The organism is Streptomyces sp. AM25, assembly GCF_058146165.1.
Genome location: NZ_JBKIWN010000071.1, coordinates 1 through 8652 on the forward strand (window position 1 = coordinate 1; position 8652 = coordinate 8652).

Here is an 8652-nt window from a genome sequence, read left to right on the forward strand (position 1 = left end):
TCACCTGGGAGCGCACCGACCGCGTCGAGGCACTGAAGCAGGCCGCCGGACTGTAAGTCCCGCAAGCGAGCGCACATCGGCCCCGGACCGTTCGATCGGTTCGGGGCCGTTGTCGTTGCCCTCTGGTAGGACTGGATCTGTGAGCAGCGAGAAAGGGCGGCCCGAGCAGTCGCCGGCGGGGGAGCAGCTGGCGCTCATCCGGGAGAGCGTGCGCAAGGCCAAGGTGCCGCGGGCCAAGCCGCGGACATGGCGGGGGGCGGCGCTGGCCGGGGAGCTGCCGGTGGCGCGGGTGCTGGTGGACAAGGGGCCGGTGCACCTGGACCGGCTGTGGGACTACGCCGTGCCCGCCGAGCTCGACGCCGACGCCCAGCCGGGCACGCGGGTGCGGGTGCGGTTCGGGGCCGGTACGTCCAAGGTGCGGGAGGGGCGCCGGGAGGGCGGCGGGCTGCTCGACGGGTACATCATCGAGCGCGTGGCCGAGTCCGACTACCAGGGGCCGCTGGCCGCGCTCGCCCAGGTGCTGTCGCCGGAGCCCGTGCTCAGGCCGCCGCTGCTGAGCCTGTGCAAGGCCGTTGCCGACCGGTACGCCGGGTCGCTCGCCGACGTGCTGCAGCTGGCCGTTCCGCCGCGGCACGCCCGTATCGAGGCCGAAGCGTCGCCCCGGCTGCTGCCCCGGCCCGGCGCGCCCGAGACGGGCAGCTGGGCGCGGTATCCGACCGGGCCCGCGTATCTGGACGCCGTGGTGCGGGGGGATGCCCCGCGTGCCGTCTGGACGGCGCTGCCCGGGCCGCACTGGTCCGCCGAGCTCGCGCGGGCGGCCGGCGCCGCGCTCGCCTCCGGGCGGGGCGCGCTGATCGTCGTGCCGGACGGGCGGGCCGCCGCCCGGGTCGACGCGGAGCTGACCGCGCTCCTCGGCCCCGGCCGGCACGTGCTGCTGACGGCCGACCTGGGCCCCGAGGAGCGCTACCGCCGCTGGCTCGCCGTGAACCGCGGCGCGGTGCGGGCCGTCGTCGGCACGCGTGCCGCGATGTTCGCGCCCGTGTGGAACCTGGGCCTCGTGGCGATCTGGGACGACGGCGACTCCAGCCACAGCGACACCAACGCTCCCCAGCCGCACGCGCGCGAGGTGCTGGTGCTGCGCGCGGTGCAGGAGAAGGCCGCGTTCCTGCTGGGCGGTTTCGGCTGCACCGTGGAGGCGGCGCAGCTGGTGGACACCGGCTGGGCGCTGCCGCTGGCCGCGGACCGGGAGCGGGTGCGCTCGGCGGCCCCCCGGATCCGCACGGTGGAGGAGAAGGACGAGGCGCGGGACGAGGCCGCCCGGGCCGCGAGGCTGCCCACGGTCGCCTGGGAGGCTGCTCGTGAAGGGCTCCGGCACGGGCCCGTGCTGGTGCAGGTGCCGCGCAGCGGCTACGCGCCCCGGCTCGGCTGCGAGCGCTGCCGTGAGCCCGCGCGGTGCGGGCACTGCTCGGGGCCGCTGGAGGCGCGGGAGCGCGACGCCGGGCTGCACTGCGGCTGGTGCGGGCAGCAGACCACGGACTGGCACTGCTCCGAGTGCGGCGGCTTCCGGCTGCGCGCCCGGATCGTGGGTGCGCAGCGCACGGCGGAGGAGCTCGGCCGGGCCTTTCCCGCGGTGCCGGTGCGCACTTCGGGGCGGAACCACGTGCTGGACACGGTGCCGGATCAGCCCGCGCTCGTCGTCTCCACGCCCGGTGCCGAGCCGGTCGCCGAACGCGGCTATGCGGCCGCCCTGTTGCTGGATGGCTGGGCCCTGCTCGGCCTGCCCGACCTGCGGGCCGGGGAGGAGGCGCTGCGCCGCTGGCTCGGCGCCGCGGCGCTGGTGCGGGGGCAGGAGGCGGGCGGCACGGTCGTCGTCGTGGCCGAGCCGACGCTGCGGCCCGTGCAGGCGCTCGTGCGCTGGGACCCTGCGGGGCATGCGATGCGGGAGCTGGCCGACCGGGCCGAGCTGGGCTTCCCGCCCGTCTCGCGGATGGTGTCGGTCGCCGGGACCCCTGCCGCTGTGGCCGAGCTGATCGGGTCCGCGGAGTTGCCTCCCGGCACGGACGTGCTCGGGCCGGTGCCGTTGCCGGTGCGCCCGGCCGGGGCCCCGGTGCGGGCCGGCGATCCGCCGCCCGGGGAGCAGTGGGAACGGGCCTTGTTGCGGGTTCGGCCCGGTCAGGGTGCCGCGTTGGCCGCTGCGCTGAAGACGGCGCAGGCCGTGCGGCTCGCCGGGCGGGCCGGCGAGCCGGTGCGGTTGCGGGTGGATCCGCCGGATATCGGGTGACGGTTGTGTGCGGCTGGTCGCGCCCACGCGGCGGAGCCGCATGATGAAACCGCCCCGTGCCCCTTCGGGGCACGGGGAGCGCGGGGCGCGAAAAGGCCGGGCGTCAGCCGTTCCTCGGACCCGGGAACACCGACGCTCGGGGTTCCGGCACCGGGACCGAGCGGGCCGCCGGGACGACCGGGACCGTGGACGGCTCCGCCGTGCGCACCGTCGTCTCGACCGGGGGCTCCGTCGTGGTCTGGCCGTTCGCCCGGCGTGCCCCGTAACGGCGGTGCACGGCCTGCTTGGTGACGCCCAGCGCCGAACCCACCGCGTCCCACGAGAAGCCCAGCGAGCGGTCGAAGTCCACCGCGGCCGTCACCAGCGTCTCGACGCTGTCCCGCAGCTCCTGGGCCAGGCGCACGGTCGGCGCGGGGGCCCGGCCGTAGACGACGAAGCCCGCCGAGGGGCCCGTCCTGCGGGGGCGGTAGACGTTGCCGAGCTGGGCGGTGAGCGTGCGCAGGGCGTCCACCTGGCGGCGCACCCTCTCGATGTCCCGGACCAGGAGATGCAGGCTGGCCCGTGCCTGGGCGTCGTGGGTTGCGTGGTCGGGCATGAACAAGCCTCTCGGGCCGGCGGTGAAAGCGACGTGTACGGACGGGAGTTGACGCCCCTCGGTGAGCAAGGGCAACGGGCCCGTGGTTGCGGCCCGCTCCGGTCAATCTCTCTTGACCCAACGCGCCACGGCCCGCCGGGTCACGGTATGGGGGCGCACGTCCTCCGGAATGGGGCGCGTATCCACCCGCACGCCCCCTGGGGCGTGGGCACCTCTAGACTGGTGCGCCGTTCCATCCGGTCCATCCGGCGCTCGAGGAGAGGTAGTTCGCCACCCATGAGGCTCGTCTTCGCCGGCACCCCCGAGGTTGCCGTCCCCGCCCTCGACGCCCTGATCGCCTCCGAGCGCCATGAGGTCGTCGCCGTCGTCACCCGCCCCGACGCCCCGGCCGGCCGTGGCCGGCGGCTGGTCGCCAGCCCCGTCGCCGAGCGCGCGGAGGAGGCCGGCATCGAGGTCCTCAAGCCCGCCCGGCCGCGCGACGAGGACTTCCTCGCCCGGCTGCGCGAGATCGGCCCCGACTGCTGCCCCGTCGTCGCCTACGGCGCCCTGCTGCCGAAGCCGGCCCTGGAGATTCCCGCGCACGGCTGGGTCAACCTGCACTTCTCGCTGCTCCCCGCCTGGCGCGGCGCCGCGCCCGTGCAGCACGCGATCCTGGCCGGCGACGAGGTCACCGGCGCGTCGACCTTCCTCATCGAGGAGGGGCTGGACTCCGGCCCCGTCTTCGGCGTGCTCACCGAGCAGGTCCGGCCCACCGACACCAGCGGCGACCTGCTGACCCGGCTCGCCTTCGCCGGTGCCGGGCTGATGTCCGCGACCATGGACGGCATCGAGGACGGCAGCCTCAAGGCCGTGCCGCAGCCTGCCGAGGGCATCTCCCTCGCCCCCAAGATCAGCGTGGCGGACGCCCGGATCGACTGGGCCGCCCCCGCCCTCCGGGTCGACCGCGTGGTGCGCGGCTGCTCCCCGGCCCCCGGCGCCTGGACGACCTTCCGCGGCGAGCGCCTGAAGGTCATGGCGGCGTCGCTCAGCCCCGACCGCGCGGGCCTGGCCCCCGGCGCGATCGCCGCCGCCAAGAACTCGGTGCACATCGGCACGGGCTCGCACGCGGTGGAGCTGCAGTGGGTCCAGCCGCAGGGCAAGAAGCCGATGAAGGCCGCCGACTGGGCCCGCGGCGTGCGCATCGCCGCAGGCGAGCAGCTCGGGGCCGATCAGCCCGCGTAAGCCGCACGCGTACGCTGGAGGCGTCGCTTTCCCCAGCTCCGGAGCACCTTTCGTGAACGACCACGCGCCTAGCCGTCAGCAGAGCCGACCTGCGAAACCCCACCGTCGTCCCAAGAAGGACCCGGTGCGGATTCTCGCTTTCGAGGCGCTGCGGGCGGTGGACGAGCGGGACGCGTACGCCAACCTCGTGCTGCCCCCGCTGCTGCGCAAGGCCCGCGAGAAGGACGGCTTCGAGACGCGCGACGCCGCGCTGGCCACCGAGCTGGTCTACGGCACGCTCCGCCGCCAGGGCACGTACGACGCGATCATCGCGTCCTGCATCGACCGGCCGCTGCGCGAGGTCGACCCGCCCGTGCTGGACGTGCTGAGCCTGGGCACCCACCAGTTGCTCGGCACCCGCATCCCGCCGCACGCCGCGGTGTCGGCCAGCGTTGAGCTGGCCCGCTGCGTGCTCGGCGACGGGCGGGCGAAGTTCGTCAACGCCGTGCTGCGCAAGATCACCGCTCATGATCTGGACGGCTGGCTGGAGCGCGTCGCCCCGCCGTACGAGGACGACCCCGAGGATCACCTCGCCGTCGTGCACTCCCACCCGCGCTGGGTCGTCTCCGCGCTGTGGGACGCGCTCGGCGGCAGCCGCGCCGGGATCGAGGACCTGCTGGAGGCCGACAACGAGCGGCCCGAGGTGACGCTGGTGGCCCGCCCCGGGCGGTCCACCACGGACGAGCTCCTGGCGGCGCTCGGCGAGGACGCCGGGCTGCCCGGCCGCTGGTCCCCGTACGCCGTGCGGCTGGCCGAGGGCGGCGAGCCGGGGGCGCTGGAGGCCGTGCGCGAGGGGCGGGCGGGCGTCCAGGACGAGGGCAGCCAGCTGGTGGCGCTCGCGCTGGCCGATGCGCCGCTGGACGGGCCGGACCGGCGCTGGCTGGACGGCTGCGCCGGGCCCGGCGGCAAGGCGGCGCTGCTCGGGGCGCTCGCGGCCGAGCGCGGCGCCGCGCTGCTGGCCTCGGAGAAGCAGCCGCACCGGGCGCGCCTCGTGGGGCGTGCGCTGGCCGGCAACCCCGGCCCGTACCAGGTCATCGCCGCCGACGGCACGCGTCCGCCGTGGCGGGAGGGGGTCTTCGACCGGGTGCTCGTCGACGTTCCGTGCAGCGGGCTCGGCGCCCTGCGGCGCCGTCCCGAGGCGCGGTGGCGGCGCCGGCCGGAGGACCTGGAGGGGTTCGCTCCGCTGCAGCGGGACCTGCTGCGGCAGGCGCTTCGGGCGGTGCGGGTCGGGGGCGTCGTGGGCTACGCGACGTGCTCCCCGCACCTGGCGGAGACGCGGGCCGTCGTGGACGACGTGCTGAAGGGGCGGGGCGGGCCCGCCCCGGCCGCGGAGTGGATCGACGCCCGGCCGCTGATGCGGGGCGTTCCGGGGCTGGGTGACGGCCCGGACGTCCAGCTGTGGCCGCACCTGCACGGGACGGATGCCATGTACTTGGCGCTGCTGCGCCGTACTGCTTGAGCGGTTGCGTCACTGCGGGTCCGGTGTGGCCGGCCGGACGGTTCGCTGCGCCCCTTCGGGGGCCGCGGCACCGCACAGCGCGGCGTCATGGCAGGCTTGGGGCATGGCTGTGCAGATCAACCCCAGCATCCTTTCCGCGGACTTCGCCCGCCTCGCCGACGAGGCGCAGGCCGTGAAGGGCGCCGACTGGCTCCATGTCGACGTCATGGACAACCACTTCGTCCCCAACCTGACGCTCGGTGTGCCCATCGTCGAGTCGCTGCGCAAGGCCACGGACATCCCGCTGGACTGCCACCTCATGATCGAGGACCCTGACCGCTGGGCGCCGCAGTACGCGGAGGCGGGCGCGGGATCGGTCACGTTCCACGCCGAGGCGGCTGCCGCGCCGGTCCGGCTGGCGCGGGAGATCCGGCACCAGGGCGCGCGCGCCTCCATGGCGCTCAAGCCTGCGACGCCGATCGAGCCGTTCGAGGACCTGCTGCCCGAACTCGACATGCTCCTGATCATGACGGTCGAGCCCGGCTTCGGCGGCCAGGCGTTCCTGGACATCATGCTGCCCAAGATCCGCCGCACCCGGGAGCTGATCTCGCGGCACGGCCTGGAGCTGTGGCTGCAGGTCGACGGCGGCGTCTCGGCCACCACCATCGAGCGCTGTGCCGAGGCGGGCGCGGACGTCTTCGTCGCCGGCTCCGCCGTCTACGGTATGGAGGACCCCGCGGCGGCCGTACGCGGCCTGCGCGCACAGGCGGAGAAGGCGACCGCCGCCGCGCCCTGGGCCTGCGGGCACTGAACCGCAGTCGGCGCTCGCCCGAATTGCTGAGCGCCGAGGTCGGGGCCTGATCAAGGACCGTCGTTTCTGACAGGATGACGTCGGGTCCGGCATTCGGGTCCATCAAGTCCTGGCAGAACTCTGCAAAGTAGTGAGGAGACCGCGGTGTCGACGGGCCGTTCAGCATCGCCCATGGGGCCCGCCGAGCTGGTGCAGGCGGCGGCGATGGCCCGCCGCTTCTACCTCGAGGGCAAATCGAAGATCCAGATTGCCGAGGAGTTCGGCGTCAGCCGCTTCAAGGTGGCGCGGGTGCTGGAGACGGCGCTCGAGCGGGATCTGGTGCGGATCGAGATCCGGGTGCCGGCCGAGCTGGACGCGGAGCGCTCCGACGCACTGCGCGCCCGTTACGGCCTGCGGCACGCGGTCGTCGTCGAGTCCCCGGCCGACGCGGCCGACGATGCGCCCGACCCCGAGAACCTCGGCGAGGTGGCCGCGGACCTGCTCGGCGAGCTGGTGCACGAGGGGGATGTGCTCGGCCTGGCCTGGGGCCGCTCCACGATCCACATGGCCGCGGCCCTGCACCGGCTGCCGCCGTGCACGGTCGTCCAGCTGACCGGCGTGTACGACGCGGGCACCGCCGAGCGCGGCTCGGTCGAGGCCGTGCGCCGGGCGGCCCAGGTGTCCGGCGGCGAGGCGCACCCGATCTACGCGCCGATGCTGCTGCCCGACCCGGCCACCGCCGCCGCGCTGCGCGGCCAGACCGGCATCGCCCGCGCCTTCGACTACTTCGACAAGGTCACCGTCGCCGCGGTCTCCATCGGCTCGTGGGCGCCGGGCATCTCGACCGTCTACGACATGCTCACCGAGGAGGAGCGCGCGCACTACGCCTCGCTGGGCGCCGCCGCCGAGATGTCCGCGCACCTCTTCGACGCCGAGGGCCGTCGCATCGGCCGTGACCTGGGGGAGCGCTGCATCACCGTCGAGGCGGACCGGCTGCGCCGCATCCCGGAGGTCGTGGCCATCGCGGGCGGTCTGCGCAAGGCGGCGGCGATCGGCGCGGTGCTCCGCTCCGGCCTCGTCACCAGCCTCGTCACCGACACCGCGGCGGCGGACCACCTGCTCCACGAGACGGGCCCGGGCCCGCGCCCGGCCCTGGACCGGGCGGACCCCGACGGCTCGTAGGCCTTCGCAGCGGATTTTGCGTGCGGCGAATCCGGATACTCCGCGGGCATGACCCTCCTTCAGGGCACGTCCGCGGCCACCGGCCCGGTGCACGTCGTCATCGACAATGCTCTCGCCCCCTACCCCGAGTACCGCGCTTTCCGTCGCGGCGCCCTCGGCAGGGACGCGTACTGCCGCTGGACCGGCTCCGGTGCCGTCACCCCGTCCGAAGTCGGGCTGAACACGGACCAGTTCAATCTCTCGACGCGTTTTCCGGTCGACGAAATGGCTTGTGTGCAGCGGATTCTCGGCGGGCTGGAGAATGCCGGATTCATCGGCTCGACGGCCTATCCCGCCGGGGAGTTCGCCGCCTTCCGCACCGCGGTGTCCGCCCGGTTCCGGCACGGCGCGTACACGACCTACATCTTTCCCGAGGAAGCGCGGCTGCTCTTCGCGCTGGCACACATCCTGGCACCCCGCAATGCGCTCTTTCCCGGTTCCTACTACGGCTATTGGGCGGCGTGGGCGATGCCCGGCATCATCGCGGCCGGGGGCCGCGCGACGCTCGTCGACATCGACGCGGACAGCATGCGCCTCGCACGGGAGAACTTCGCGGTGCTGGGGCTGTCCGGGCACGTCGCGTACGCGACCGCGGACGCCGTCCCGTACGGACGGACCGTCGAGGACGTCGACCTGTGCGTGCTCGACGCGGAGGGCCCGAAGGACACGGAGGACCCCGCGCTGCGCGACAAGGCCGTCTACGCCCCGATCATGCGCGCCACGACCCCGGGGCTGCGCGAGGGCTGTCTGCTCGTCGCCCACAACATGCTCCTCGAAAACCTCACGGACAACCGCTACTTCGCCGAGAGGATCGTGGTGAACGAGGCCCAGTACGCGGCGTTCCACGAGCACCTGAACGAGTGCTACGACCTCCGTGCGGTCTGCCCGACATCCGAAGGGGTGGGGATCTACCGGAAGTCCGCTGCTCCTCAAGGCTCTTACCGGCAAGATCTCGGGAAACGCCGACCGACTGCACGCAAGGAGACGCGGAGTGTCCCGCCGCCTGTTCACCTCGGAGTCCGTGACCGAGGGTCACCCCGACAAGATCGCTGACCAGATCAGCGACA

The 8652-nt window shown here is 74.4% G+C and carries 7 protein-coding genes; 6 read left to right on the plus strand and 1 reads right to left on the minus strand.

Translation table 11 applies throughout. The features are described from left to right. Nucleotides 1-139: 139 nt before the first annotated feature. Nucleotides 140-2281 carry a primosomal protein N' gene (locus ACLHRZ_RS35885; protein ID WP_490422804.1) on the plus strand — a complete coding sequence of 714 codons (2142 nt, stop codon included), beginning with the start codon at nt 140-142 and terminating at the stop codon, nt 2279-2281. 103 nt (nt 2282-2384) lie between these two features. Here the strand turns inward: ACLHRZ_RS35885 and ACLHRZ_RS35890 are convergent, their stop codons facing one another. Further along, entirely contained in the window at nt 2385-2876 is a 492-nt protein-coding gene (locus ACLHRZ_RS35890; protein ID WP_490422805.1) for a hypothetical protein, read from the minus strand. A 276-nt stretch (nt 2877-3152) separates the two neighbouring features. Between ACLHRZ_RS35890 and fmt the strand changes: the two genes are divergently transcribed. The 5 genes from fmt to ACLHRZ_RS35915 form a co-directional block, all read left to right on the plus strand. Further along, nucleotides 3153-4097: a methionyl-tRNA formyltransferase gene (gene fmt, locus ACLHRZ_RS35895; RefSeq protein ID WP_490422806.1), complete on the plus strand. Its 945-nt coding sequence runs from the start codon at nt 3153-3155 to the stop codon at nt 4095-4097. A gap of 52 nt (nt 4098-4149) precedes the next feature. Then, nucleotides 4150-5595: an RsmB/NOP family class I SAM-dependent RNA methyltransferase gene (locus ACLHRZ_RS35900; protein ID WP_490422807.1), complete on the plus strand. Its 1446-nt coding sequence runs from the start codon at nt 4150-4152 to the stop codon at nt 5593-5595. Between the two features lie 103 nt (nt 5596-5698). Then, complete coding sequence (gene rpe / locus ACLHRZ_RS35905; protein WP_414169761.1) at nt 5699-6385, plus strand: ribulose-phosphate 3-epimerase; 687 nt, start codon at nt 5699-5701, stop codon at nt 6383-6385. Between the two features lie 171 nt (nt 6386-6556). Continuing rightward, nucleotides 6557-7546 carry a sugar-binding transcriptional regulator gene (locus ACLHRZ_RS35910; RefSeq protein WP_336417370.1) on the plus strand — a complete coding sequence of 330 codons (990 nt, stop codon included), beginning with the start codon at nt 6557-6559 and terminating at the stop codon, nt 7544-7546. 1030 nt (nt 7547-8576) lie between these two features. After that, on the plus strand, nt 8577-8652 hold a 76-nt coding region (locus tag ACLHRZ_RS35915), incomplete at its 3' end, for an S-adenosylmethionine synthetase N-terminal domain-containing protein (RefSeq protein WP_161211727.1).